This is a genomic window from Bacillus sp. PAMC28748, from assembly GCF_014250415.1.
Lineage (GTDB): Bacteria > Bacillota > Bacilli > Bacillales > Bacillaceae > Bacillus > Bacillus licheniformis.
On sequence record NZ_CP060192.1, the window covers coordinates 3,898,712 to 3,924,462 of the forward strand.

At 40.0% G+C, this 25,751-nt stretch carries 25 protein-coding genes and 8 pseudogenes; 7 read left to right on the forward strand and 26 right to left on the reverse strand.

Annotation, left to right across the window (positions count from 1 at the left end; translation table 11 throughout):
• Positions 1 to 69: 69 nt before the first annotated feature.
• Positions 70 to 378: pseudogene (locus H7F26_RS20165) on the forward strand (sigma-70 family RNA polymerase sigma factor); the annotation flags it as partial.
• Positions 379 to 531: 153 nt separating this feature from the next.
• On the opposite strand, the pseudogene H7F26_RS20170 reads toward H7F26_RS20165, so the two are convergent.
• From H7F26_RS20170 to H7F26_RS20180, 3 genes and pseudogenes are all read right to left on the reverse strand, one after another.
• Positions 532 to 987, reverse strand: a pseudogene (locus H7F26_RS20170) (hypothetical protein); the annotation flags it as partial.
• Between the two features lie 55 nt (positions 988 to 1,042).
• A complete protein-coding gene (locus H7F26_RS20175; RefSeq protein WP_003183733.1) occupies positions 1,043 to 1,567 on the reverse strand; it encodes a GNAT family N-acetyltransferase in 525 nt (174 codons plus the stop codon).
• A 1,250-nt stretch (positions 1,568 to 2,817) separates the two neighbouring features.
• Positions 2,818 to 3,192: a UPF0715 family protein gene (locus tag H7F26_RS20180; RefSeq protein WP_003183734.1), complete on the reverse strand. Its 375-nt coding sequence runs from the start codon at positions 3,190 to 3,192 to the stop codon at positions 2,818 to 2,820.
• Positions 3,193 to 3,247: 55 nt separating this feature from the next.
• On the opposite strand from H7F26_RS20180, the gene H7F26_RS20185 reads away from it, so the two are divergent.
• Both H7F26_RS20185 and H7F26_RS22115 read left to right on the forward strand, forming a co-directional pair.
• Positions 3,248 to 4,597, forward strand: coding sequence for a hypothetical protein (locus tag H7F26_RS20185; protein WP_003183736.1), 1,350 nt, complete (start codon positions 3,248 to 3,250; stop codon positions 4,595 to 4,597).
• Positions 4,598 to 4,709: 112 nt separating this feature from the next.
• Positions 4,710 to 5,146 (forward strand): annotated as a pseudogene (locus tag H7F26_RS22115) (RNA polymerase subunit sigma-70); the annotation flags it as partial.
• A 13-nt stretch (positions 5,147 to 5,159) separates the two neighbouring features.
• Here the strand turns inward: H7F26_RS22115 and H7F26_RS20195 are convergent.
• Together H7F26_RS20195 and H7F26_RS20200 are read right to left on the reverse strand one after the other, a co-directional pair.
• A complete protein-coding gene (locus H7F26_RS20195) occupies positions 5,160 to 6,470 on the reverse strand; it encodes a TcaA 3rd/4th domain-containing protein (RefSeq protein WP_017474350.1) in 1,311 nt (436 codons plus the stop codon).
• A gap of 661 nt (positions 6,471 to 7,131) precedes the next feature.
• Positions 7,132 to 7,794, reverse strand: a complete 663-nt coding sequence (locus H7F26_RS20200; protein ID WP_017474351.1) for a hypothetical protein — start codon at positions 7,792 to 7,794, stop codon at positions 7,132 to 7,134.
• 113 nt (positions 7,795 to 7,907) lie between these two features.
• On the opposite strand from H7F26_RS20200, the gene H7F26_RS20205 reads away from it, so the two are divergent.
• The gene (locus tag H7F26_RS20205; RefSeq protein WP_017474352.1) at positions 7,908 to 8,075 is read left to right on the forward strand and encodes a hypothetical protein; all 168 of its coding nucleotides are present in this window, start codon (positions 7,908 to 7,910) and stop codon (positions 8,073 to 8,075) included.
• Between the two features lie 55 nt (positions 8,076 to 8,130).
• On the opposite strand, the gene H7F26_RS20210 is transcribed toward H7F26_RS20205, so the two are convergent.
• The 14 genes and pseudogenes from H7F26_RS20210 to H7F26_RS20275 all read right to left on the reverse strand — a co-directional run.
• Positions 8,131 to 9,564 carry an MBL fold metallo-hydrolase gene (locus H7F26_RS20210; protein WP_003183739.1) on the reverse strand — a complete coding sequence of 478 codons (1,434 nt, stop codon included), beginning with the start codon at positions 9,562 to 9,564 and terminating at the stop codon, positions 8,131 to 8,133.
• A 72-nt stretch (positions 9,565 to 9,636) separates the two neighbouring features.
• Positions 9,637 to 10,836 (reverse strand): NAD(P)/FAD-dependent oxidoreductase, encoded by a 1,200-nt coding sequence (locus H7F26_RS20215; RefSeq protein ID WP_003183740.1) that lies wholly within the window; start codon positions 10,834 to 10,836, stop codon positions 9,637 to 9,639.
• A 160-nt stretch (positions 10,837 to 10,996) separates the two neighbouring features.
• Positions 10,997 to 11,641 carry a response regulator gene (locus tag H7F26_RS20220; RefSeq protein WP_003183741.1) on the reverse strand — a complete coding sequence of 215 codons (645 nt, stop codon included), beginning with the start codon at positions 11,639 to 11,641 and terminating at the stop codon, positions 10,997 to 10,999.
• Positions 11,616 to 12,698 carry a PAS domain-containing sensor histidine kinase gene (locus H7F26_RS20225; RefSeq protein WP_003183743.1) on the reverse strand — a complete coding sequence of 361 codons (1,083 nt, stop codon included), beginning with the start codon at positions 12,696 to 12,698 and terminating at the stop codon, positions 11,616 to 11,618. Before H7F26_RS20225 ends, H7F26_RS20220 begins: the two co-directional genes overlap by 26 nt.
• 18 nt (positions 12,699 to 12,716) lie before the next feature.
• Complete coding sequence (locus tag H7F26_RS20230) at positions 12,717 to 13,052, reverse strand: thioredoxin family protein (protein WP_003183745.1); 336 nt, start codon at positions 13,050 to 13,052, stop codon at positions 12,717 to 12,719.
• Positions 13,053 to 13,073: 21 nt separating this feature from the next.
• Complete coding sequence (locus H7F26_RS20235) at positions 13,074 to 13,856, reverse strand: sulfite exporter TauE/SafE family protein (RefSeq protein ID WP_003183747.1); 783 nt, start codon at positions 13,854 to 13,856, stop codon at positions 13,074 to 13,076.
• A 54-nt stretch (positions 13,857 to 13,910) separates the two neighbouring features.
• Complete coding sequence (locus H7F26_RS20240) at positions 13,911 to 14,138, reverse strand: sulfurtransferase TusA family protein (RefSeq protein WP_003183749.1); 228 nt, start codon at positions 14,136 to 14,138, stop codon at positions 13,911 to 13,913.
• Between the two features lie 31 nt (positions 14,139 to 14,169).
• Positions 14,170 to 15,299, reverse strand: a pseudogene (locus H7F26_RS20245) (MBL fold metallo-hydrolase).
• 100 nt (positions 15,300 to 15,399) lie between these two features.
• Entirely contained in the window at positions 15,400 to 15,972 is a 573-nt protein-coding gene (locus tag H7F26_RS20250; protein ID WP_016885494.1) for a sulfurtransferase TusA family protein, read from the reverse strand.
• A 106-nt stretch (positions 15,973 to 16,078) separates the two neighbouring features.
• The gene (locus H7F26_RS20255) at positions 16,079 to 16,561 is read right to left on the reverse strand and encodes a DsrE/DsrF/DrsH-like family protein (protein WP_003183753.1); all 483 of its coding nucleotides are present in this window, start codon (positions 16,559 to 16,561) and stop codon (positions 16,079 to 16,081) included.
• 162 nt (positions 16,562 to 16,723) lie between these two features.
• Positions 16,724 to 16,984, reverse strand: a complete 261-nt coding sequence (locus H7F26_RS20260; protein WP_009327831.1) for a metal-sensitive transcriptional regulator — start codon at positions 16,982 to 16,984, stop codon at positions 16,724 to 16,726.
• Between the two features lie 474 nt (positions 16,985 to 17,458).
• Positions 17,459 to 18,055: a class I SAM-dependent methyltransferase gene (locus H7F26_RS20265; protein WP_016885495.1), complete on the reverse strand. Its 597-nt coding sequence runs from the start codon at positions 18,053 to 18,055 to the stop codon at positions 17,459 to 17,461.
• A gap of 44 nt (positions 18,056 to 18,099) precedes the next feature.
• A complete protein-coding gene (locus tag H7F26_RS20270; protein ID WP_009327829.1) occupies positions 18,100 to 18,807 on the reverse strand; it encodes a DNA alkylation repair protein in 708 nt (235 codons plus the stop codon).
• Between the two features lie 371 nt (positions 18,808 to 19,178).
• Positions 19,179 to 19,334 (reverse strand): annotated as a pseudogene (locus tag H7F26_RS20275) (L,D-transpeptidase); the annotation flags it as partial.
• Between H7F26_RS20275 and H7F26_RS20280 the strand changes: the two are divergent.
• Both H7F26_RS20280 and H7F26_RS22120 read left to right on the forward strand, forming a co-directional pair.
• Positions 19,332 to 19,589: a hypothetical protein gene (locus H7F26_RS20280; protein WP_009327828.1), complete on the forward strand. Its 258-nt coding sequence runs from the start codon at positions 19,332 to 19,334 to the stop codon at positions 19,587 to 19,589. The pseudogene H7F26_RS20275 and the gene H7F26_RS20280 sit on opposite strands and share 3 nt — an antisense overlap.
• 72 nt (positions 19,590 to 19,661) lie before the next feature.
• A pseudogene (locus H7F26_RS22120) lies at positions 19,662 to 20,035 on the forward strand (iron chelate uptake ABC transporter family permease subunit).
• 68 nt (positions 20,036 to 20,103) lie between these two features.
• Here H7F26_RS22120 and H7F26_RS20295 read toward each other — a convergent pair.
• The 7 genes and pseudogenes from H7F26_RS20295 to H7F26_RS20325 form a co-directional block, all read right to left on the reverse strand.
• Positions 20,104 to 20,178 (reverse strand): annotated as a pseudogene (locus H7F26_RS20295) (PadR family transcriptional regulator); the annotation flags it as partial.
• The gene (locus H7F26_RS20300) at positions 20,175 to 21,017 is read right to left on the reverse strand and encodes a sialate O-acetylesterase (RefSeq protein WP_003183768.1); all 843 of its coding nucleotides are present in this window, start codon (positions 21,015 to 21,017) and stop codon (positions 20,175 to 20,177) included. The gene H7F26_RS20300 and the pseudogene H7F26_RS20295, both read right to left, overlap by 4 nt.
• 508 nt (positions 21,018 to 21,525) lie before the next feature.
• Positions 21,526 to 21,771, reverse strand: coding sequence for a membrane protein insertion efficiency factor YidD (gene yidD, locus H7F26_RS20305; RefSeq protein WP_003183770.1), 246 nt, complete (start codon positions 21,769 to 21,771; stop codon positions 21,526 to 21,528).
• Positions 21,768 to 22,010, reverse strand: a pseudogene (locus H7F26_RS20310) (porphobilinogen synthase); the annotation flags it as partial. The gene yidD and the pseudogene H7F26_RS20310, both read right to left, overlap by 4 nt.
• A 592-nt stretch (positions 22,011 to 22,602) precedes the next feature.
• On the reverse strand, positions 22,603 to 23,160 hold the full coding sequence (hxlB, locus tag H7F26_RS20315; protein ID WP_009327823.1) for a 6-phospho-3-hexuloisomerase: 558 nt from the start codon (positions 23,158 to 23,160) through the stop codon (positions 22,603 to 22,605).
• Entirely contained in the window at positions 23,157 to 23,789 is a 633-nt protein-coding gene (gene hxlA, locus H7F26_RS20320; protein ID WP_017474354.1) for a 3-hexulose-6-phosphate synthase, read from the reverse strand. The genes hxlB and hxlA overlap by 4 nt, the downstream gene beginning before the upstream one ends.
• A 187-nt stretch (positions 23,790 to 23,976) precedes the next feature.
• Positions 23,977 to 24,324, reverse strand: a complete 348-nt coding sequence (locus H7F26_RS20325; protein ID WP_006637692.1) for a winged helix-turn-helix transcriptional regulator — start codon at positions 24,322 to 24,324, stop codon at positions 23,977 to 23,979.
• A gap of 293 nt (positions 24,325 to 24,617) precedes the next feature.
• Between H7F26_RS20325 and desE the strand changes: the two genes are divergently transcribed.
• Positions 24,618 to 25,676, forward strand: a complete 1,059-nt coding sequence (gene desE / locus H7F26_RS20330) for a Delta(5) desaturase DesA (protein ID WP_009327821.1) — start codon at positions 24,618 to 24,620, stop codon at positions 25,674 to 25,676.
• Positions 25,677 to 25,751: the final 75 nt, after the last annotated feature.

Here is a 25,751-nt window from a genome sequence, read left to right on the forward strand (position 1 = left end):
GTGGCGATCGGAACAAAAACAGTCAAATCTTTAACACTTTAATACAACAAAAACGGATAACCTGTGAGTGGCATTGAAATCAGCCTCATTGATGTCCTCAAATCAGAAAACGAAGACGTCATCGACACCATCCAGCTCAACATGGAGCTTGAAAAAGTCAAAAAATACATCGACATCCTTGACGGCAGAGAAAAAGAAGTCATCGTCGGCCGCTTCGGCCTTGATTTGAAGAAAGAAAAAACGCAGCGCGAAATTGCGAAAGAGCTTGGGATTTCGCGGAGCTATGTGTCGCGGATTGAGAAGCGCGCGCTGATGAAGATGTTTCATGAGTTTTACCGGGCGGAGAAGGAGAAAAGGAAGAAGGCGAAGGGGAAGTGAGATCGATGAAGAGGCTCGGAATTATATAAACCCGGCCTCTTTTTATGCGAGCTAATTTGGCTGGGTAACGGGCGCGTCTTCTGCTTGATGAAGTTTCCCCGTATGGAATAAATCAGCCAATTTTGAATGCTCTTGGAGCGTGTAAACTTCACCAGTGAGCATTTGTTTATTTGGCTTTTTTATGTGTGGGATGAAGATTATGGCAAGGACAATTGTAGAAACTAAGAACCCGGCATGATAACCTTTTAAGCTATTCGCAATCGTTGGTTGCAATCCTTCCATGACAGTTGCGCCAACGGTTGCGATCACAGCTGAACCGAAGCTTGAACCAGGGTTTTCAATATTATTAATACCGACACCTGCTTCTGGAAGTTGTTTTCTGTCAAGCCCTGTATAAGCGTCACTCGCCAACGGAAGATTCCCCCCGATACTGGTGCAGCGGATGAACAATACGATGGAAATCCAGATCAAACTTGTTTTATCGGTGATTAAGATAAGCGGAAAAACAAGACTGATCATAACCACGGATTTCGCACCAATCTTATCAATCATTTTTCCGATCATTGGCCTGGTAACGAGCATCCCGATTCCCAAAGCAACCAAACAGATTTTTTTATTTCATCTGCCTACCTTTAGGGGAGCATATAATAACACGTAGATCATTTTATAACAAAAAACCATTTATATCCGTCCAGCCGATAGCAATAGCTTTGAAATAACCTTCACCGAATTGTATTTGTTTTGTTGTGCTCTGCCTTCCACCTAGCTTTTCATAAAAATTTATCGATGGATTACCGGCTAAAACCCATACCAATAATGATTTTATGTTTTTCTTTACAAGCTCCTCTACAATCGCCTTCATTAGTCGAGATCCGATTCCTTTTTTCTGATACTGTAACAACAGATAAATCGCGGAAACTTCACCCTTATATTTGCTAAGATGATCACGGTTTGGACCTCCGGAAGCAAAGCCTATAATTTTACCGTCGGTTTCTTGTGCAACATAGACAATATCTTGATTTTGAGGATCACTTAATGAAGTTCTCCAAAGCTCTGCCTGATTTTCGACAGAGAGCTTAGATAACGTGTCATCAGGCAATACTCCTTGATATGTGGTTTTCCAACTTTCCACATGAACATTGGCAATTGAATTAGCGTCTGACGATTTGGCTTTTCTTATTAAAATCATTTTTTCCTCCTATAATTAATATTTTCCTTAAAAAGGATATCGCAAATATCGGCGGCTTCTCTTAAATGGTTAAAATCTGAATATAACAATTGTTCAGAAGGAACTCTAAGGATAAAGTACTTTTTCCATACCACCTTTCTCCGACAATTAACATACTATTACCATTTCTGTCAGTAATACAAGAGGCATGGATTCCGATAAATCGATTTGATAAAGATGGTACTGAAAAAGGCGGTGTGCAAAGGGATATAGTGAAAATATAATAGAACTTGACATATCTGCTCTCCGTAAAGCAATCAGATCTGGTGCAGTCAAGGATATTGTAATTTTATCTCCTAAACAAATTGAAAGGTTAATCAAAAATGATACTCGACAGTCTGAGCATTGGAAAAATAATGGACTCAAAGAGATACTGAATACTTTGTAAAACCGGAACACCGACTAAACTCTTCACTCCTTCGAGTATAAAAGTAGGATAGTGTCGGGTCTGATGCCTTTACATAGTATAGTAACAGGATTAGATTCTGAGTCCCCTTCTCTCAATACTAAAAAACTGACGTGGATTATCCTTACGTCAGTTTTATTTTTCTGCCGTATCCCAATAAGCATCTAATCCTAATCCAACACCTCCTGAGGAATTGTTTTCCGCATAGGTTTCTCTTTCAACACCAGGTTTAACATTGCTGAAGGCTTTGTAATACCAATTGCGTGATTCAGTTATATTCTCTCAGTACAGTTACATGGTTTACTTCTGATCCATCCTGGTAAAGGTAATAAGTCACCTTAGCTTCATTATCATCGGTTTGTTTTTGTTGCCATCCCTTTATTGATACTTTGACAGCATTGTCAGACTTAAATTTCCTAATAACTTTTTTTCGATAAGTCGCTGAGCTTCTACTGCCTAGATATCCCGGATTAACTCCATTTTTAACGTATGTTTTCGTAAGGTGTGCTGATGCTGGAGAAACAAAATGTGATGATAGTTGATCACCCAAGCAACGGACGACTAGGTCTTCGCTTTATCGGTTGTGATCATATCCGTTGGCTGACCCGCACATGAAGAAACCCTATGGTTCATCATAAAGTGTATTGTTTATCACTGAACTGATCTAACAAAGAACAGTTAAATCCTAAAAAAGGTTTATTTCTAAAAAATATGTATATTTTCTTGAAATTGTAATTTCGTGTGGTACAATTGACTCGCACAAATAAAAAGTAAAGGGGTGAAATTTGACTTAATCTTATGTGCTCTATTTCTTTTGTCTAAAAACAGAGTCCCAAAACCAATAAATTAATGCCAAAAGAAAACTAAAAAGATATAGTTTATACGAAACAAAAGCAGTCAGACCGTAATTAGTCAATAAGGCTAAAACCCCACAAACGACAAGAGAAACTATAAAGTAAGTCACCAAATACCATCCATGAAATTTTTTTGGTTTGCGATTTAGAAAGATTTGTATCGGTGTAGCAAAGATTAAATAAGCAACAAACATAAACAAACTTATCGCTCCAAAAGACGAAAAACCAAACCCTTCTAAGAACATCAACGTGTAGACAATTGCCGCTGATACAACTGAAAAAACAACTGTACATAAATAACTAATAATCCCACCAAAAATACGCATTAATCAAACTCCCTTTCTCTTGAAATCAATTTTTTCAAAGATCGGAGGAATTCCCATGAGAAAGTTTTTTGTTCTATCTTTCTTGCTAATTCTGTTTCTTTGTTTATGTTCAATACCTAAAGGTTATGCGAAAGAGATCCCTGATATTGAAACAAAAGTAAAAAATGGACATGTTACATTAAAGGTAAACGAAAAAGGAGACGAATACAAGTTTTTCAAAAATGGCGCACCAGTTTACGAAGGTGATTCTAACGAATACAGTGATGATGTGTCAACGATTGGAGATAAATATAAAATAGGGATCTTTCAAAAAGATAAGTTAAAGAAAGTGGTTACTCTAAACGTCTCCAATGATTTAGGAGAAAAAGCTTTAAATTCATCTGAAGAATCTTATGCCGAAGATTTAATGGCTTACCAAATTCAAAACGGTCACTTAAATGTTATAGCTGATGCTGAAAGCGTTCAGCTTTCATGGGATGAACTCCCTGACAAAGACGGAGTATATGAGGTTTATAGAGACGATCAAAAAATAGGTGAAACAACAAATCAAGAGTTTATAGACTACCATGTGAAATCAGGTGAAAAATACAACTACTCTATCCAAGTTAGTTTGGACCCGCCTGAAGCAAAGAAAAAAGAGATCGAGAAAAAGATACAAGAATCGGGTTCAAATCTTTCAGAAGAAGAAAAATCTAAAATCATGAGTGTTGAAGGTTCCCTCTCTGCAGTTGTAGATATGCCGGAAAACAAAGAATCATACTTAGAATCAAAAGATTCTGTATTAGCTGATGTAACGACTGACGAAAACTTTTCAATACAAGGAAAGCTACCAAAGGATAATATGAAGGGATGGGATTATAAAACTTTCATTCCTTACAAAACAGTTGCAGATCCTAAACCAGAGATTTCGAAAACATATTTAAAGGGGGATAATAGAGGATTTTCAGATACATCAAGTAAATTCAGAACACAGGCGATGGTTAATACACAATTCCATTCGCCGACAAGCATAACCCTGTTTAAAGATGTCAGTCAATCTGTTAGATGTAGCGACCCGAACTGCAAAAAAATCATCGAAAGAAAAACCGCCAGTAGCTCTGGAATAAAGCTGCATATCACTAGCAAAAAAAGCGATTACCTCCATTGGACTGTAACACATGCAGTTGGAATACCATTCGGAAGCTATTATCCAAAGATTGACTACAGTTATAATGTAATGCTGACGAAGAGTATGGCATCCATTTCAGGTAAACATGACAAGGCTCCGAACCATGAATTTTATTTAAGTGCTCCATCCGCTTCAAAGTCAACAACAATCTACAGATATGCAGTTAAGTCAAAGGATGACTTTTGGAATTTGTGGTTCTTCGCTCCTAAAAAGTCTTGGAAAACTGAACTCTTTTAGAGTTTAATAGTACGCCCTCCCCCTTCCATTAGAATAAGGAACTTTTTTATCCTTACTAATAGAAGGGGTTTTTCTTCCTTTGTTACAACTAGAACTTGCTACTTTGTTGTGTGCCGCGCTGTGTATAGAAAACGAAATTCTGATGCACCTTAGAACCCGGAAGAAAACTCAAAAGGATGTTTCACTGTACGAACCCATCGGCCAAGATCAAGAAGAAAAGGAAGTATCGCTGATTAATATGCTGAAGTCTAAAATGAGGATTTTATCTCCACAATTCAGTTAAATCTGGAATTAGCAAAATAAAAAGACCATCAATATTTTAGATGAGCGTGAAAAATAAGTTATATTTGGAGGATTTGGGATTAAGTTAAAAATAGAAAAAATACAAAAGGAAATTGCAAAAGAACTAGGGATCACATGCAGTTATGTTTCTAAGATTGAAAAACGCGATTTTAATGTAGATGTTCCATGAGTTTTATCGATAAGGAAAGGGTTAAGAAAGAAAAACAAAAAAAACAAGCAGAAAAGAATTTAGCCCTTCAATCATGAAGGGCTAATCATCTTAAAAAGTTGTTTTGGCTACATCTTTGCTTGCCATATAATCATTATTCGATGACTCATAGTCATCTTTTTCACCTTCGATAATCCAGCTTTTTTTCTCTTCATCGTATTGTAATGTTACGATTTCTTCATCGAAATTTTCTTCAAGCTCTGAATCCATAAATTCATAAACCTCTCTCGATTTCAGATGAAATTCCACAGGAACATGGATCAACTGTTTTCCCCCACTGCCGTTTTCGTAAGTCACCTTAGAAAAGTCAATGCGAGTACCCAAAGCTTTACCTTCATAGTAATTTTCTTTGTCATAATTCTTAATTACATCTATGTAGCTTTTCTTCAAACTGTCTGAAACATTTTTAAGCTTATTTGCATCTTTTTTCGCTTTAGCTTCATTTCTATTTTTAGCAAAATCATTGATCAGCGATTTTATTTTTTCTTTCATCTCATCGTTGACAATTGGGTTAGGTGTAAGGTTATATTCTTCCGTAGTTTCTGATTGGACTGTGACTGCCTCGCTTTTTCCTTCCCCCCATGGAAATTCAGCTAATCCTTGAAGCTTAATACCGTCTTTTACGGGGCCAAACACCGTATTTTCGGAAATAGATTCTCCTGATTCTTTCCCATTAACCAGTACCTTTGTATTCGGAATGTCAGAGTTTACAGAAACCGTATCACCGCTAAAATTAAGGCTGGCGGTTTCCTCAAATTTTTCAGGATCAAATAGCGTCACTTCTGTTTTATCATCAACCGTTGTATAATCATATTTTTTGCTGCCTTTAATGGTATATACCCCTGGCCCAAAAACACCTAGCTCCTTGGAACCCTTACCTTGCATATCAACTGTTTCACCGTTAAAAGTAACATTAGCTCCTTTGGCTGCATGTACTTCTAACTTATAACCACGGGCCTTTAAAACGTATTTGTCGCCTCCAAAAATCCCTTTATCCTTTTTAATATAAAAAGGACCAATATTAGATATGCTTTCCCCAGGATATTGCTGCGAAATTATATTATTGGCTTTTCCATCTGATTCGTAGTAACTGGCCTGTGCATTTAATAGCATGATTTGATCTTTATAATCAGACTCATCATCTTTTAAATACTTGATTATACTTTCGGCTTCCTTTTCTCCCCACTTCGTTCCATTGTCAACTTTAACAAGTTTCAATAATCCCTTAGCATCTTCCTGTTTAATTTTTTCTTCAAATTCTTTTGCGAGATCTGAAGGTTCAGGGGATCTGCCTGAAATAAATAAAATGATTGCAAGGATTGCCACAATTGGCACTCCAATAAATAAAAGTTTCTTTTTCATAGAATCCTCCTTATTTATGCTATTACATAGTATTCTATCATCAAAAAAAGGTAATTCACTCTTTTTTCTTCAAAAAATCCTCTAATTATATAAACACAATTGCCCAAATTTATTAATCCGGCAATACAAAATACCTTTATGATCTTTTTCATTCCGCACCTCACGTAAAAACACTCGCTCTCAAAAAATATTGATTTATGATTATCAAAACAAATATTCAGCAAATATGTTATATATGATTAAAAATAACACGAACACAATTCAACAAATTTTAATAAAATATGATAAAAAGCAATTGTTATTTCACCAATAAAAAACAACTCCTTTTTGGGAGTTGCTTTACTCTCTCTCCTTAGCTTAATAACTTAAGCTTTTGTCTTATCAAAACGATAAAGTACAGGTTGCAAAATATATAAACAAAACACAATCCAAATAAAAAGAGAAAACCACTTTACTATTGAATCCCATCCGCTCCAAAAAGACATAAAATAAAGTATTGGCAAAATAAAAATTAAACCAAAAAGCAATTTTGAAGCTGTTGTTTCCTTTAGTGGACTTTTACATCTGGGGCAAGTTGGCGTTTTTGTTCTAATAAGCTTATATTTTTCTCTAAAAGTAAACGGTTTCCTGCATATCGGACATTTGCTCATTTTCTCTCTCCTTAACAGGGCTTACTTTGTAAAAACCAGCTTGAGCTTTGTTGTTTACTTTGTTTTTTCTTATAGTACCAAGTGGACTTATGCTTATATTTATATTGTTTGTAACACATGCTTCCATCTTTCACAGGCTTCGAAGTTCTATATTGCTTGATTTTTACCTTTATTAATTTATCAAGCGTCTCTCCTACAGCCAATGAAGTTAGGGTTAAAACTGTTTGTTTTACTCTGCTCGCAGGAACCCTGGTCCATATACTCGTCAAAGAAATTGCCGCTCCAACCAAAGTGCCTGCCGGAACATTATTTGTTACAGTGCCCATGTATACTTCTTTGTACGCTGGCAAACCCATTTCAAATTCTTTCTTTGTTTCTAATGTGACACCGTTTAATATAGTCATGCCCGTTGCGGGGTTATATTGAATATGAGTCGTATGTTTATTTTCCATAACAATGGCTTCAACGATTCCATTTTCATGGTATGTTGTTTCCAGCGTAAAATGCATCGGCCCATCCTTTACCATTTCCCTTGTCTTTTTCCCTGAGTAATATAGATCGTCACTGTCAGTTTGATGGTCTACAAACTCTTCAGCCGAGACAAAGTCATATGGAGTCACAAAACAACCACCTGCAAAAAGCAGCACTATTAAAAAACACATTTTCTTTTTCACACACTCTCCCCCTTCAATATCCAAATAATTACTTTTCATTTTATAAAAAGGGGGTATTTTGCACAATACTTTTGTCAATGTCAATTTCCTAAAGTCAACAAATCGCTTTTTGTATGCAACGAAATGTATTTCATCGTGGACGGACGGGAAAAACAGTCATCGTCGGCCTTGATTCGAAGAAAGAGAAAAACGAAGAATCGGGCGCTGCGGATATGTTTCAGAAGAGTGATCAGACGGAGAAGGAAAAGCGGAAATACTATCAGTCAAGAGGCCGGGAGTAAGACATAGCGGCCTCTTTACTTTTTATTCCATGCGCTTGAGCAGAGAAACTTTCTTTCATTTTAATTCGCTGCAAGGGGTTGAAATGGCAAGCCCGTCTTTCTGCCATTGGACAATGCCGCCGCTTAAACTCAATACTTGTTTGAAACCGCCGTTAGCTTGCAGGATGCTGGCCCCTATTGCAGATCGGGCTCCGGAATGGCATTGCACAAGAATCGGACAGTCCCTTCTAATTTCATCGAGCCGTTCTGGGAGCGTTCCCAGCATGATGTGTTGCGCATTCGGAATATGACCTTCCTGCCATTCAGTCAGATTGCGAACATCAAGCACGTGCACGAATCCGTCTTCCACTAATTTTGCGATCTCCAGTGGTATGATCTCCGCGTACGATTCAAGTGAAAAAGCACCGCTTTCCAGAATTTTGTCACGATCCATAAACCCTGCAATATTGTCAATGCCTACAGAGCGCAGCGCTTCCACGAGTTCGTTCACTTCAGCCGGATACGTTATGAAGTACACAGGACGATTGTAGTCGATGAGCCAGCCTGCCCAGTTTGTAAACCCCTTGTTGAATGGAATGTTGATCGTGCCTTTGAGGTGCCCTTCAGCAAATTCCCGGGAGGAGCGGGTATCCACAATTTGCTCTTTCCCCTGCAAATCTTTCACTTGTTCAATCGACATAATCTCTAAAACGGCAGAAAGATCTTTGAGCAATGCAGGGCCTTCTTTATTCACTCGTTTCATCTCAGCAAAATACTTCGGCGGTTCTGGTTGTCCATCAAGCAAGGCATTTACGAATTCCTCTTCATCGGTGTAAGCCATTGCCCAGTTAAACATCTTTTCGTAGCCGACAGTCGTAGTTGGAATGGCTCCCAATGCCTTGCCGCAAGCGCTCCCTGCGCCGTGAGCCGGCCAAACCTGCAAGTAATCCGGGAGCTGTTTAAACTTCATGAGGGACTTGAACATCGCTCTTGCCCCCGACTCTGACGTTCCCTTAATCCCCGCCGCCTTTTCAAGCAAATCGGGTCTGCCGATGTCGCCTGCAAAGACGAAATCTCCAGTAAAGATGCCGATTGGACGATCCGCATTTCCTCCGCCGTCCGTCAACAGGAAAGAAATGCTTTCCGGGGTATGGCCGGGAGTATGCATAACCTCAAACATCAGGTTACCAATGGAAAAGCGATCGCCGTCTTTCACAAGTTGATGTTTCGATTCATCGACATATTGGTATTTCCAATTTGCGTCTCCTTCATCGGAAAGATACAGCTTCGCTTGATGTGTAGCGCCGAGTTCGCGGGCACCGGAAACAAAGTCGGCGTGAATATGGGTTTCTGCGGCCGCTGTGATGTTTAGCCCTTCTTCCTTGGCTGCTTGCAAATATGGTTTTAGATTGCGGCCGGGGTCAATCACAATGGCTTCCCCTGTTTTTTGGCAGCCAACCAGATAGGATGCATGGGCCAGTTTTTTATCGTAAAAATAGCGCAATAACATGTTGTATTCCCCCTCTTGAAACATTTATCGCAATATATCCTTTTTTGAGTTCGCATCATGCTTTGTCCTGTCTTACATCAGTCCTTTTAACATGCCATTCCAATACATGATGGGAAGCAATCTTCTTTTTAACAGGTACATGCTGAATCGTTCCTTGGACTGATCAAATGGAAACGTTTCTTGCGGCACCTTGTGATAGTCAAACTCGGCCAGCACGAGTTTGTTGTACCCTGTAACCAAGGGGCACGAGGTATATCCATCGTACTTTGCATCTAATGAAGAGCCTTTTATCAAGGACATTAGATTTCGCACGACAACCGGAGCCTGTTTGCGAATCGCCGCCCCTGTTTTGGAGGTCGGCAGGTTGGAACAGTCTCCAATTCCGAAAACATTGGCAAACTTTTTGTGCTGCAGAGTGTACGGATCAACATCGACCCAGCCGCCGGCATCCGCCAATGCGCTTTCTTTTATACATGAAGGTGCTTTCATCGGTGGAGTCACATGAAGAAGATCATATGTGAATACTTCCTGCTCCCCCGTCTCCAAATGTTCGAACAAGGCTTCTTTTGAATCAGGCCGAATTTCGATTAAGTTTCTCTTGTACATCGTTTGGATATCCTTGCGCAGGACGACTTTTTCGAGCGCATTTGCGTATTTGGTGACATCAAAAATGATCGATTTCGCCGATGCAAAAATAATCTCCGACTGATGGCGGACATTTGACTTGCGGAAATAGTCGTCTGCTAAGTACATAATTTTCTGTGGAGCTCCCCCGCATTTTACGGGAGAATCAGGATGAGTGAAAATGGCGGTTCCGCCTTTAAAATTGCGGATGTTTTCCCAAGTGCTGTCTACCGTATGATATGAATAGTTGCTGCAAACCCCGTTTTTTCCGACCGCATCTTTCAAGCCTTTGACCCCGTCCCAATCGATTTGCAAACCGGCTGCTGCAACAAGATAATCATAGGAAACGATCGTTCCTTGTTTTGTAAGAAGTGTGTTCTGATTCGGCCGAAACTCCGTTACAGCATCGCCGATCAAGTCGACACCAGCGGGAATTAAAGAAGCCAGATCTCGCTCGGACTCTTCCTTCTTCGCTGCGCCGCCTCCAACTAATGTCCACAAAGGCTGGTAGTAGTGCTTTGTTTGCGGGTCAATGATGGCAATTTGTCCTTTGAGTTTTTTAGAAATCCTTACGAGACGGGCGGCGACAGAGATGCCAGCAGTCCCGGCTCCTACAATGACAATGGAATAACGAGCATGTCTTGCCATGGTCAACCCCCTTATGTTTATAGAAAGCTGCTGTTTTTCTTAATGATGCGTCTCTCTTTTTTTAAGTTAACATCAATCTTCCTTTTTCTGTATAGGGGAACTCCCCTACTTTTATGTGAGCTCCGTCTTCACAAGCTGACAGGGGTTAAGGGGCCGTATGTTACAACGACAGATCGAGATATTTATTTTTGATCGCATATTGAATCAATTCGTGTTTCGAGTCCAGATCTAACTTCTGCATCATATTCGTTTTGTGGTTTTCGACGGTTTTGACGCTGATTGAGAGTTTATCGGCAATCTCCTTATTGGCATAACCCAGCACAATGAATCTGAGAATCTCCTTTTCGCGGACAGTTAATACAGAGGTCGGCTTTTTGGGCTCTGAATTGAGCCATTGATCAATGATGTCTTGCGATACAGATGTTTTGTAAAAGAGATTGCCCCTGTACACTTCGACAATCGCCTGATAAAGCAACCGATAATGGCTGTTTTTCAAGACGTAGCCATGCGCCCCCGCCTCTATTGCTTTTTGGACAAAAATTTCCTCATCATGCATTGTCAAAATCACGATTTTAACAGAAGGATTCAACTTTCGGATCTCACTGCTCGCTGTGAATCCGTCCAACCCGTTCGGCATCGACAAATCCATCAGCACGACATCCGGCTTTAACTGTCCGGCGCTAAGAACGGCTTCGTTGCCATTATTGCTTTCTCCCGCAATTTCAATTCCAGAAAAGCCTTCCAAAAGGACACGGATGCCCTTGCGAATCATCATATGGTCATCGACCAGCAATACCCTGATCACTCTCCTTCCCCTCCTTGTCCTGTACTTTCACTTTAATCGTCGTGCCACTCTGAAGTGCAGAGTGAATTCGAAGACTTCCATCCATCTGATCGACTCTCTCTTTCATATGTTTGAACCCCAGGCCTTCCTCTGTCAGCCCGCGTTCAAAACCAATGCCATCGTCCTGAATGATCAAAACGAGCTCGCCGTCTTCTTTGTAAAGTATGACTTCAATAAGTGTCGCCTGCGAATATTTCAGGGCATTATGAAGCGCCTCCTGAATGATGCGGTACAAATTGATTTCAAAAATCGGCAGCAAGCGATTGCTGATATCGCTTGAGGCAAACGTAATAGAAACATCCTGATGCGTCTTGTTTAAGCTGGAAACAAGATGCTTGACAGCAGGGATCAGCCCCAATTGATCGAGACTGTGCGGGCGCAGCTGGAGAGAGTAGAGCTTGACGTCTTGGATTGCTTTTTCCAGTTCATCGATGATGTCCTGCATGTAATCTTTAAATGTTTCTTCCTGCTCCATGCGCGATTGAATCGCTTGAATGCCTACTGAAACCGAATAAAGCGATTGCCCTACACCATCGTGCAGTTCCTGGGCAAGCCGCTTGTGTTCGTTTTCCTGGGCCTCTAACGTTTTTTGCAGAACCAGCTTGGAGATCTTCGCTTCTTCCTCCTTTTTCTTCATTGTTAAATCTTTCAGGACCAAAAGAACTTCCATTTGATCGCCGTTTTCGGAAATGACAGCCGTACTCATCTCCATGTCGACGAATCGCCCTTCATAGGTGGGCATCGAGGAGAGAAAATAAGGAATTTCCCGCTTGGCCAGCAAATAACAACGCTCTTCTCCCGCTTCCAGTTTTCTCGTTTGGCAGTAGGAACAGTACGGAACCTTATCCCCTAGTTTCCATCCCGTCATCTTCTCTGCGGACGGATTAATCACCAGAATTGTGCGTTCCTGATCCATCATGATGATCCCATCCTGCAAATGGTCGAAGATCTGCCTTAAATAGCCGCTTTCATTTGACATTCCTTCTTCTGTATACCGAGCCGGGTTTTGACACATCATGGACCCTCCCTTAGCTATCTATTCCTCGTACAACTGATAGACTCTTTTTAACTTCTGTTCAAGCTGTTCAAAATGAATAAAACGCGCTTCTCGTAGACATTCGGTTCCCTCAATAAACAAAAGAAGCACAGGAACTGTGAAGACTGAAAACCTGCCGGCAACCTCTTCCACTATGTCAGCATTTATATGTCCTAATTTGATCTTTGGAAAGCGGGCCAACAGTGCTCTAAGCTGAGGCAGAACAGCGTGACAGACTGTGCATTGAGGTCTTGATATATATATAAAACTTAATTGATGATCAGTTATAAATTTCTCAATTGACACCATTGAAGTTAGTTCTGCAGCTTCTTTCATCCAATTCCTCCTTCAAGACGGTCAATACAGTAAGATATCAACCCAAATTTTCACTGTTGTAAGAAAAATAACGAATATCAAAATACCTTGAAGAACTTTAGCATTCACTTTCTTGCCAATGAAAACACCTAGCGGGGATGCAATCAGACTGGCAGCCATTACAACCAAAGCCGGCATAATAGGCACCTGTCCAATGACGAGCTTTGTAGCTGTTGTTCCAATCGATGAAATAAATGTAACTGCGAGTGATGTTGCGATTGTGATTCGTGCAGGTATTTTTATAATGACTAACATGAGCGGAACAAGCAGAAAAGCTCCGCCCGCACCGACTATACCTGAAGCCAAACCGACCACAAAAGTCATGATTGAGGTTAATATCTTTGGAAAGCGAATGTGATCACTTTGATTACCTTCTGTTCCTGTCTTTGGAATCAACATGATGATGGCTGCAATGATCGCCAATAATCCGTAAACCATGTTTATGGCATCTTCGGAGAAAAAATGTGACCCATAGCCGCCGATTAGACTTCCAAGCAAAATACTTAACCCCATGATGAAGATCAGTTCTTTATTTAAGTAACCGTCTTTCCGGTAAGCCCACACACCGGAAAATGCAGCAATAAAAACCTGGACTGCCACTATACCTGAAACCTGGTGTGCGTTAAAGCCTGTAAACCCTAATAAAGCAGGTATATATAATAGCAACGGGTAATTAATAATTGCTCCCCCGACACCAAGCATTCCGGACATAAAAGAGCCAATGAATCCGATGAAAAATATAAGAAGAATAAAAGATATGTCCACTACCTTTCCTCCTTTCCATCAATAAAAAGGGGGAATAGCCCCCTTTTATCACATTTAACCTTTTTTAAGCCAAAACTTTAATATACCATCTTCCTCTGTATCTTTAAGCAACTCATGACCGCCTGACTTCGCCCATGCTGTTAGATCGCTTTTTGCCCCTTTATCAGTGGCATGTACTTCTAACACTTCTCCGGATTGCAATTCATCCATCGCTTTTTTTGTTTTCACAATTGGCATCGGGCACGCAAATCCTTTAGCATCTATTACTTTATCTGATTTCATTTTTTATCTCTCCCTATCTTCAAATCTATATTCATCCATGAACCGCACAACGGTTCGGTCCCATTTCCATCTCGCTTTGCCTGTCAGCATCAGGCATTATTTTGCCCATGTTGGTTTGACGGATTTCCTGATATGCATTTGGCTGTGGCGGCAGATTTTCTGATACAGCCCCTTTGAATTCATTTTCATCCAGATTTAAACCGGCATTCTTTTTATATAAATCACTCAGCTTAGCTTGGACTTGCCCCTGATCGCCTAATTCACTGACTGTCGAAAAGTGAGCTGGAAGAACAATCAAGTCACCTGATATTTGTTTGTATTTTACATACAATGTGTTACGCAAATCCTCTGCCCAATCCCCGGCTTTTCCAGCTAAGTCCGGCCGGCCAATCGATTCAACAAATAAAATATCTCCTGTTAACAAATAGCGATTATCAATCATTAAAGAGGTGCTACCAATCGTATGTCCAGGTGAGTAAATAGGTTCTGCTTTCATACCTGCGCTTCCTACAGAAATATTTTCATCTTCAACTAGCGGTTCATATGAAAATAGCACTTCCTCCGCATCTTTTGGCGGCAGGTAGTATGCAGCTCCTGTACGCTTACGCAGTAAACGTCCGCCCGAAATATGATCCGCATGTAAGTGTGTATCGACCACATGTTTAATCGTAACGTTTCTCTCTTTCGCAAAATCTATATATGCATCAACAGAACGAGCAGGGTCAACTACAATTGCTTCTCCGTCGGTTTCGATAAAATAGGATAAACAGCCTTTCCCCATTCTTACGAATTGATAGATCGTCCCTCCTTCTTTCAAGTCTCCGATTTTGACTGGATGTAAAAATTTGCTCCACGCCTTCATACCGCCTTTAAGTACCAGCACTCTTTCAAAACCGGCATCCACTAAATGCTGTGCAACCATCTCTGAAGACCCTTGTTTGGCGCAAACGACTAGAACATCTTGATCTTTAGGACTTGGCCATCAATTTTTTCTATACCATCAATTAAATCAAAATACGGAACATTTAAATGTTCAACCCGGCTTCCCTCGATTTTCCAATCACTAAGGGCCTCTTTATTTCGTACGTCTAAAATAAAAAATGATTCTTTTCTTAATAGCTTTTCAGCTACTTCTTTTGGTGAAACGAATGTAAAATTCACATTTAAACCTCCTTAAAATGTTAGGGCCCAAATGGCATCAGAACTTGTTGCAATGATTGCAACTTTTACGGCCGTTCAAATCATTCCTCCAATTTTTCTTTTATTGATTTTTTTCAACAGGGCCTGACCACTCCGCCATACCTTGGACAACATTTTCAACATCTTTAAAGCCATTATCCGCAAGCTGTTTAGCTGCCAGATCGCTTCTATTACCCGTACGGCAAACAACATAAATTTTCCCGTCTCTATTCAGTTCGTGCGCTCTTTTTTCAAGTTCACCTAATGGAATTGAAATCGCTCCGGGAATATGGCCGAAACGGTATTCTGCAGGTTCCCGAACATCAACTACTGTTAGCCGCTCGCCCGCCTCTACCTTTTTTTGAAGCTCTTCATTTTGAATCGTATAAGGAAACGTTTTTACTTTCTTTATTTCAGAGTGACCCGCTTTTCGAAGATAATGCTTTAATATATCTCCGTCTTCTATTGTACCGAGATACTGGTGACCGCTTCCCTTTGCCCATGCCCGTATATCAGCAAGAGACCCTTTATCAGTAGCATGCACTTCAATTACCTGCCCCGGTTTTAACTCATTCATGGCTTTTTTCGTTTTTACGACGGGCATTGGACAAGCAAGCCCTTTTGCATCTAATACGCGATCAGTTTTGATGTTCATCAATCATCCCTCCATATTCATTTTCTGTTTTATATCACTGTTCCATTTGGCTGCTTCAGGATTTCCTGTTTTGCATTCCCGAAGAAGCAACCGTTCAATTTGGAGATTATATAAATAAATTCACCTTTGCTTCGTTGGCATCGCCTAGATAAGCGGCAACACCTGCATAATCAAGGCCGTCGATGAGTTCTTCTTTTTGCAAGCCTAACAAGTCCATTGTCATTGTACAGGCAACAAGCTTAACTCCTTGTTCTTGCGCCATTTCAATCAGTTGAGGCAGAGACAGTACGCCGTGCTTTTTCATGACATGTTTGATCATTTTAGGCCCGATACCGGCAAAATTCATTTTGGATAATCCGAGTTTCTTTGAACCACGGGGCATCATAAAGCCGAACGCTTTTTCAAGCGGTCCTTTCTTTACTGGCACCGGTTCATCTTTTCTTAAAGCGTTAAGCCCCCAAAAAGTATGAAAAACTGTTACCTCATGATCATAAGCAGCGGCGCCATTTGCAATAATAAAAGCGGCAATCGCCTTATCTAGGTCACCGCTAAATAAAACAATGGTCGTTTTTTCTTTTTGGTCTGACATATAACAACTCTCCCACTTTTGTATACTTATACCCGTACAGGTATATAAAAACTAAAAAAAATATAAGTCAGCTTTTTATACCCTAAAGGGTATAAAAACAGCAAAATTTCTTTTAACCAGGGGTATATAGAGGCTGTATCATAAACAACAGCCATCTAAACATTATCTGCTTTTAACCAATAAATTAACGGCTTCTTGGATGAGGTCTTCGGTATCTTCTCCTCTTTCAATTTGAAGGCGGACGCATTTCTCCAAGTTACTGCTTACAACAACACCGATGGCCCGATCTAATGCAGAACGAACAGCTGACATTTGGCTTACGAGTTCTTTACACTCTTTTCCTTCATCCATCATCTTTAATATCCCTCGAACTTGACCTTCAACTCGTTTGATCCTATTTTTTAATTGATCATCGTATTCCATCACATAACCTCCTATTTCCTTATGATGATGACATATCCTTCAACTTTTCCGCAAACCGTTACTACGCAGATATGAACTGTCCTGCATTTCTGTCACATTCGTTAAGACCAGTGATGGCTTTTTGTCCAGACAAGCTTTATCCTAATGGACCATCGCCCGCCTATACATATACCCCTATGCGTATAATACTGAACTGCTGAGGATAAATCAAATTTTTAGTTCTGCAAAAGTATAATAAGCGCCATCTTTAAAAACAAAAAAACATCGACAAAAGAAGTCACCGTCGGCCGTTTCGGACTGAATTAAGAAAAAAAGCGCAGTGCGAAACCGCGAAGGAGCTTAGATTTCGCGAACCCGAGAAACGGGCGTTGATCGAAAATGCATGATGAGTTTTACCGTCCAGAGAAAAAGAAGTGATGAAAAAAGCCGGGTCATTTTCCGGCTTTTCCTATTTCATTTTAAAAAAACAAGAAATCACTTTATGCTGCTGGATATAAACATTGAAGCATCTTGATTCATAAAAATACGCCGGCCGTGAAAAAATGTCTTCATTTCAGTTGATTTAAATCCAATATCGGATAATCTTTTTTTCAATTCTTCGTGCGAAAAACCGTTGTGAACTTTCGGATGTTGTATTTTGTCATTTTTGTCAAAATCAATAATTATGAGCTTGCCGCCATCATTTAAAATGCCGAACAGTTCTTGTAAAATTTTATTTGTATCCGGAATATGAAGAAGGACTAGTGACATTAAAACGATGTCTGCCTTCAGTTCAGGAGTTTCTTGGGTGAAATCTGAATAAAGCGTCTTTGCGTTGGCGATTCCTTTGCGAGAAATTTTAGCTTTCGCCACCTCCAGCATTTGTTTGGATGAATCGACCAGCAAAATAGAATGTACTAAATCTGATAATTCTAAACTAATGAGACCCGTACCGCTCCCATAGTCAATTAAAGATTTTGATTGACTGTTTCGCAATTCCGGTCTTACTTCATTCACGATCACTTTAGCTAATTCAATTCTTTCTTCTGTATCATATCGCTTTGCGATCTGTTCAAAAACGTTATTTTCCATATTCCACTTCCTATTTATTTTTAGATGGTTTACTGAAAACTATGCTAACACCTTACATATTTCCGTTTGAAACCGAGACGGCCTCTATCAATATCTTTTTGAATATTTTTGGAAGCATTCAGGATACTGCTTTTTTTCTTGCCCCGCCTGAGTTCGACCGGGCCTACTGCTTTTGCGGTTTCAACCGCCTTTTCATGAAGCGGCAAATATGAAATCCCGACTGTGTAGATAAAATGATTCATAGCCGATTTTGTTCGATCTGGAGAATCGTGAATCGTACGTTCCACCTGATCAAGCATACTGGCAATTTTAGCTACATTAAATTCATCGTCCGGTCGATTACCTAAAAGCCAGCAGTAACAGCTCCAGCCTGCCGACATTTTAAGCTCTTCACCGCTTGAGATCCATTTATCAGCAACAGCCTGCGCAAAATCGGTTTCTGCCAAAGTTACGGCAACAACATAATCAGATAGCATATAGAAATACGCCGCATCGATCCACCGCTCAAAATCCGCTTCAGTCATTGTCATTGGGTCAGCAATAATGCCGGCAAAATACATGGCATCGTAGTTCCCGGTAGCGTAAAGCTGCTCCGCCAAGGGCTGATTTTTCTTGATTTTCTTTGCGAGCGGCTTCATTTTGCCTGTAGCCACGCCAAACAGCGGTTCGTGTGCACCATTCGTTATGTATCTTTTTTTCATGTTTTCCGTACCCAGCGCTTCCAGTTCTTTCATAACCGTTTCAAGATCCATGCTTTCACTTCCTTCTTAAATTAAATTCATTACTTTAACTCCATTATCATGCTCTTTCACTTCATCTAATCATTACAAATCCACTTTATTTGTTTTAATGCTCTCCATCAACGGCTACATCAGCATGAAAAGATCAGTTGCCATGTATGATCCTCATCTTTTTTAGCGGTTGTTTTGTTTCCTAAGTCTGATCAAAACTAAACTTCCTCTGCATATCATTTATGTTTATTATATGAAACATTTTAAAGCAGAAAGGGGGTGTTTTTGACCGCCTTTTCTCTTCATGCGTCAATTTCGAATGCCACCGATATTTGCAAAAAGAAGACTCTTAAAAAAAGAGTCTCCTAACTTGATCAATAAAACGAGCCAAATCAGCTGATCACAGCTTTTGTTTTTTCAGGTATGTTTTCATACATCCATTTTGCATCTGGAATCGCAAGCCTGATACATCCATGGGAAGCTTTTTTTCCTAATTTTTTTGCTTCCTTTTAAATGACTTTTTTATCTTTGTTGAATGGTACGCTATGAAGACGAATTTTTATGGGAAAGACCATCAGATCCCATTAATCGGCGGCACGTTTTATAAACCTAATCTTCAGAACATTTATCAATATGAACCGGATTTGGTGATTGGGATTGGCGGTGTTCACGATACCTTAAGAGACGGAAGTCCGTCTTCGAGCGGATTACATATGGACCTGCTCATTTGCAGCTTTCATTTTTTCTTCCATTTTTTTAATGCATCGGCAGAATTTTGGCGGCTGTTTTCGTTTATCTATTAAGCGCTTATACCAAGAAGATGTCGTCTGTCTTTTTGTTAAACGGCATGGTTAATTTCAGCGGTATTGCAAGCTGTGACTTCATTTATTTTACTTAGACATCAAGAAGCGCTTGGAAGCATTTTATTGTGGACGATCGGATCACTGAATGGAAGGGTTTGGATTCACTTGAACCTTTTATGGCCAATTGCAGTTCCTGCGCTCATTGCGGGATTGTTGACAGCGGGAATCGCAAATGCCTGGAGGCTGGAACAGAATCAGCTGTGCTCCTGGGCCTTTCTTTAAAGAAAACAAATGCTCTTTTATTTTTCATCTCTGCCCTTTTAACCGCAGGGGCCGTTTCGATTGTTGGAGCAATTGGCTTTATTGGTTTAATCGGCCCTCACATTGCCAAACTTGATCGTTGGAGAGGATGCGAGAAAAAGTCCTACCATTTCCAAATCTATTAAAGAATTTAGATTGGGGAGTTTTTCATTTATAAATCGGTTAAATAATTGTATATTATTTGATTGTCCAACAAACAGGCCAGAAGTTCATAGCCGTGAGCTCCGGGGTTTTGGATTAGCAAGCCAAGGATAAGTAAGGGAATTATGGTTTCATCACCATCGCCATCCGCGCCTCGAATTCCGCGTACGTGATTTTACCCGAAGCCAAATCCATGCTGTGAAGGTAAATCTGTTCTGTTTTAGAATAGTCACCATTCACTTTCAGTGATTGCTCCTCTCCCGAAATGGGTTTCAGGATATGGTACTTTTTCGAAAAAGCCTCGAAATAGCGGTAACCGAATTTGCGTTGTGAAGCTGCATCTAAATGAATGCCATCAGGATTCGCAGTCAAACCTGCCGCAGCAACAAAATAACAATTCTGTTGTTCATTAGCAAAACGCAGCAATTGTTCATTAACCTGTCGAAATTCGGTCGCGTGCTGTCCAAAACCGGTCTTCCCAAGAAAGTCACCAAGCCCTCCAATAATCAACGGTACCTCATCAAGTTTCAACTCGTTTCTTAGCGTCTCGATGATAAGGGTTAATTTCTCGTAATAAGTTTCATGTAGCGAACGATAACTGTCACTCTCACCCTGGTGCCAAAGGATTCCACAAATTTGACTGGAGCGGAGGGCGAAGCGGGCTTCGGACAAAGCATGCTGAAAAAGGATGCCTTCCGGATGCCAGTCATTCAATGAACTGCCACCTTCCGCACAAGGGATCAAGCCAATTTCTTCATCGGGATGAGCTTTCGACCATGCATCTGCAAAAGATGCCGCCAGGCCAACGCCGGAAACCGGACGGTCGTAATTAATCGGCTCTGTCATCATCTGCCACTGCCCATTGCGCAGCATTTTTATTTTTTCATTATAGATAGGGTCTACTTCATTCAAAAATCCACGGCCTGCCATATTCGACTGCCCCAACATTAAAAAAGACTTTATCATCTAATTTTCACTTCTTTACATCAATATTTTGGTCTAATTAGACTATAGTCAATTCAGTTTGTCTTGTAAAGTTTTAACAAGGTTTTATTTATTATCAGTATGTATGAAAAACAAACTAATATGAAAATTTGGTGGATATATTTGTGAAATAGCAAGTTCTTTTGCTTTTCTTATTCAACTATCGGGGGCTTTAGTTGAATAACGATCTTCCACAATCGGGCGCGATTATTGAACAAGAACTAAAGGAGTTATACATATTAGTCATGTAAAATATATATAACTCCTTATTTTTTATGACTTTTTTTGATTTAGGTCTTGATAAATAACGAAATTTCTCGTATAAAAATACACAATTAGATGACCGGGTGTATTGCTGAAACATACACCCGGTCATCTTTATGCAGCCTTTTCATTTACTGCTCTGAATGTGCAGGAGTTCTTCAGGAAAGCGGTCAACTTCCCCTGCCTGCCCTGCAAGGAAAAACGATCAATAGATCATCCTACAATATTAATTTGAATCCCCTTCCCTTTTTTGATCTGTTTTGCTTGGAACAGGATCAAAGCCTCCCGGATGAAGAGGGTGGCATTTCAGTAATCGTTTAATAAGCAGATAACTGCCTTTGATAAACCCGAACCTTTGAATCGCTTCAAGCCCATAGTTGGAGCATGTTGGATAAAATCTGCAAGTCGGCGGGAAAAGAGGGGATATCGCCTTTTGGTAGAATCGAATGAATATGATCGCTGCCCGTTTCATGATTCCTCCCGAAGAAATTTTGCTATATCTTTTGCAAAACATGTAACAATAAGATCCGCACCGGCCCTCTTCATCGCAAGCATGCTTTCCAACACTGTATTTTTTTCGTCAATCCAGCCGTTTTGCGATGCGGCTTTTATTTGGGCATATTCTCCGCTTACTTGATACGAAACCAGCGGAATCTGGAGAGAATTTCGCATATCCCTGATGATGTCTAAATAAGGCAGACCAGGTTTAATGCTTGTTCATCACGGCCTTCTATTAGATCGAAACGTAATAATGGCATTTGCTTATCCCCTTTTTGATCATTTTAAATTTCGTTAGAGAAATAAGAGGTTTTACCTGTCCCTGATCAATTGTTTCGCTTTTGGTACAAAGAATGATTTCTGCTAACTTGATAAAAACATAACACATAATCAAAATATATTCAATAATTGACCATATGTTCATCATAATAGAAGATACAAGAGCTATATCATTAAAAATCAGCTCGCACCCAATCTTTAGGTGATTAGTATATAAACAACACTTTATCAAAATGTGACAATGATATGACTATCAGCACTCTACTTATTTCTTAAAGAAAGCACAAGCTTTCTCAACCCGAATATGATTAAAGCAGCAACAATAATGAAAGGTATAAATCCAATCAGGCTAAAACTTGTAAGCATGACAAGCTCCTTTCCTCAATGTCCAATTGATTTTTCATTTTACGATATTCACATTTTAAAATCATAATAAAGATGTAAATGTTATGTTAAAAACCGGTTGGTATACAAAAAATCACCGTCCGAGATAGCGGATGGTGATTTTCTTTACATGAAGGTTTATTTATTCAAGATTTGCATGATTTGCGTACATGTTATGAGTATTCAGCCCTTTTATTTCCATTATTCGCAATATGATAGCATCATAAATCAATAAAAGAGTCTGTTCAAAAAGCGATCCCATCGGTTGTATAGTCTGTTTACTGCCCGTCGTTTGATCCTTGGGTGAACCCGGCAGCTGCAGGATCAGATCAGCTATTTCAGCGATTGGCGAATCTGAAGAGGTCGTAACTGCCGCTACAGTGCCTCCGATATCTTTTGCCTTTTCCGCCATATGAAGCAAACTTTCTGTTTTCCCTGATCCTGTGCCCACGATAAGCAAGTCGTTTTCGGTAAATGCAGGTGTTACGGTTTCTCCTGTTACAAATGCATTGATACCCAGGTGCATTAATCTCATAGCAAATGACTTCCCCATTAAACCGGAACGACCTGCACCGGTAACAAACACTTTTTCAGAAGACATGATACTGGATATGAAGTTCTCTATTCCTTCCGCTTGAGTTTGAGACGTTGCATGATCAAGCTCTGCGATGATCGCTTTTACATAATCATGGGTCTTCATGATTGCTGGATCATCTGCTTCATTTTTGCGGCTGCCGCAGCTTTATCATCTTGATTTGCAATACCGCCCCCAACAATAATCAAATCGGGCTTTAATTTAACGACTTCGGGCAATGTGTCCAATTTAATTCCGCCTGCAATAGCCGTTTTAGCGTTTTTTACTACATTCTTAATGGTCATTAAGTCTGCAAATGAATTTTGGCCAATGGCTTGAAGATCATAACCCGTATGCACACAAATATAATCCACACCAAGTTCATCCAACTCGGCAGCGCGTGATTCGATGTCCTTAATTCCGATCATATCCACCAGGATTTTTTTTCCTTGAGCTTTTGCCTCTTCTACAGCGCCTTTAATAGACATATCTTCAGCGGCTCCTAAAATGGTGATGATATCGGCTCCTGCTTCTGAGGCTTTCATTACTTCATACCCGGCCGCATCCATAATTTTAAGGTCTGCCAGCACTTTCAAATTCGGGAAAGCATCTTTCATCTCTTTTACTGCACGAAGGCCTTCATTTATCACAACCGGCGTACCGATTTCTACAATGTCAATGTATTCTTCTACTTCTTTTACCACTTTGATTGCTTCCGGTATATTGACTAAATCTAATGCTAACTGTAATTCCACTTAACGTCACCCCTGTTAAATTAAGAATTCCGCGGATGATTCTCTTTTGATATTTCTGTTACATCAAAAGTATAACAAGGGGAAAATGCCTTTAATAGTACGCACTTTTTTTTTACATACTATACTTTTCCTCATATGGTGTAGAAAAAGATACTGTCTCTAGAACAATATCTCAAAGTCAATTATTCTATTTGTCATCTTTTGAAAAGTTGGTTTCTATATAATTTTTACCCCACTCATACATCGCCTCTAATATAGGCATTAAACTTTCTCCCTGTTTTGTAAGGGAATATTCAACTTTTGGGGGAACAACCGGATATACTTCCCTATGTACAATATGATCTTCTTCCAATTCACGCAGCTGATTCACCAGCATTCTTTGCGTAATGCCGGGCATCAGGGCTTTTAATTCTCCGAATCTTTTCGTACCTTCTTTTCCTAAAAACCACAAAATCAGCATTTTCCACTTTCCTCCGATAATGTTGAGCGTCAACTCCTTTTCACAATTAAATGTTTTATTCTCCATTCGTGACATATGAATTCACTCCTTATCTAAATGACTAATATATGATCATCAATTACATCATTGTAAAAGAACTTTGTTTCATTAATCAATCATCGCACGTTTTAGCCGTTCCTTAACTTCACCTGCTTGCCACCTTACCATGCGGAGTTGCCCCATCATGATATTGTCAATCTTCTTATATCCATTCGAGTTAAGGAAACATGACAAGTGTCATGTTTGAAGCATGATGTGTGCTACTACAAAGACATCTCTCTGTGCCGTAAACTTAATTTAAGACCTATTTATGAGAGGATAACTTTACTATGACTGAACAAACCATTGCCCATAAACAAAAACAGTTGACAAAACAGGTTGCTGCGTTTGCACAGCCTGATACCAAGAACAGTCTGCTTCAGCTTTTGAATACGTTTATTCCTTTCTTCGGACTGTGGTTTCTTGCCTATTTCAGCCTCAATGTCTCCTATCTCCTTACTTTAGGAATAACGGTGATTGCCGCAGGGTTTTTGACGAGAATTTTCATTATTTTTCACGACTGCTGCCATTTATCCTTTTTCAAACAAAAACGCCTTAACCATATTCTCGGTTTTTTGACAGGCGTTCTGACTTTATTTCCTTATCTTCAATGGCAGCACAGCCATTCGATTCATCATGCGACAAGCAGCAACCTGGATAAACGGGGAACGGGTGACATCTGGCTGCTGACGGTAAATGAATATAAAGCCGCACCTCTGCGCACAAAAATCGCATACAGACTTTACAGAAATCCGTTTATCATGTTTATTCTCGGACCGATTTATGTCTTTCTGATCACAAACCGCTTTAACAAAAAAGGAGCAAGACGGAAAGAGCGTGTGAACACATACCTCACCAACCTTGCAATCGCGGCATTGGCTGCTGTCTGCTGCCTGATTTTTGGCTGGCAATCATTTTTGCTCGTACAAGGTCCGATCTTTCTGATCTCAGGTTCGATCGGCGTTTGGCTGTTTTATGTTCAGCACACATTTGAAGATTCTTATTTTGAAGCGGATGAAAATTGGAGCTATGTTCAGGCCGCTGTGGAAGGAAGTTCGTTTTATAAACTCCCGAAACTGCTTCAATGGCTTACAGGCAATATCGGGTACCACCATGTTCACCATCTCAGTCCAAAGGTGCCTAACTATAAACTTGAAACCGCACATGAACAGCACGAACCTTTAAAAAACGTCCCGACCATCACTTTGAAAACAAGCCTGCAATCACTCGCGTTCCGGCTTTGGGATGAAGAAAAAAAGCAATTTGTAACCTTTCGGGACATGAAACAAACATCTTCCCATCCTTCGCCGGATTCAACGAAAAAACAGAAGCTGCGGAAGAACGCCTGACGATAAGGAGGTCTTCTTATATCAACAAGAAGACTTCCTTTTTATTGTCCGATGATGCAATCAGGCTCCGGCAAT